Below are 994 nucleotides of genomic sequence, written 5' to 3'. Positions count from 1 at the left end.
CGGCGTGCCACCGAAAGGTTGTGCGGGCAAGAGGCGCGAAACCATGTGTTTCGCACCGCGCCGGCGGAATATTCGTGCGTCAGTGTGTCAGGTTCCGAACACGGACGTCTTCAACCGGACATGGCTGAACATGGCAACACGAACCCCGAATGACGACGGTCGCCTGCCGAAGAGATGTTGAACGCAGGGGCCCGGTGGTCGGGCTCGCCGCGCAGGCCGATCGAGCGCAAGCTGGAGAAAGATAGCGTCACGGTACTATAGGTGGGCGGAGCACTCATGGTGGAAACGAACAGCGCGCTGTTCAAGCTTCCGAGCCGGCGGCGTGCCACCCAATAGCGGTCTAAAGCGTTCCATGTCGTGGCGTGGAGCGGCAGCAAACGGCTCTTGTGGAACTTGGTTTGCTGGATGATCAGACCATCCGGCGGTCAGGTCACCGAGTTGAAGGCGAGGGCTTCGGAATTGCGCATGCAGGTAGCGGCCAGCAAGCCGAACAGTTGTGTCGCAAATTCTGAGATTGCCGCGCTGCACGCTCCAGCGGACACAATTAAGGGGGCGATTGTCTCGAACTGAAGCGAAGGGGCTGGATCGAAGGCAAAGCGCCCCATGCCACTTCCGCATCATGTGAACCTTCTGGGTGCGGGCCAATGTAGCGATCGCTGTTTGGAAGGTCTTGAAACCTAGCATTGGCGCACCCGACGCTTGAATGCGACGATAATCCAGGCCGATCCGATTGTTCAAATCTTCGCTGGGGCGAATGCGGATGGTTTCAGCGTCCTCGTGACCATCGCGGAGGCAGTCTTAAACGTCGTGTCAAGCGAAGTGAGGATTTGACCCCCTGGGCGAACTGGAGATTTGATCCCCTCTCATTTGCGGTTTCCTTGCTCTCGAGCGTCGGTTTAGGCCAGGTTGAGAAGCCGCGAACCCCGGATATAGAAAGCCCGGCGGAGTTCGCCCCCGGGGGGGTAAACAGGGGAATTGTAGAAAACCCGAAAAG

The 994-nt window shown here is 58.8% G+C and carries 1 protein-coding gene; it reads right to left on the bottom strand.

Features of this window, described 5'->3' with window-relative positions; translation table 11 throughout:
* Nucleotides 1–425: 425 nt before the first annotated feature.
* Nucleotides 426–605, bottom strand: coding sequence for a hypothetical protein (locus NKH99_RS32615; RefSeq protein ID WP_353017972.1), 180 nt, complete (start codon nt 603–605; stop codon nt 426–428).
* Between the last annotated feature and the right edge of the window lie 389 nt (nt 606–994).

Origin of the sequence: Mesorhizobium sp. M0854 (assembly GCF_040319815.1) — a bacterium.
GTDB lineage: Bacteria > Pseudomonadota > Alphaproteobacteria > Rhizobiales > Rhizobiaceae > Mesorhizobium.
Note: the sequence above shows the minus strand (reverse complement) of the source record. Positions and strands in the feature narration are given on the sequence as shown.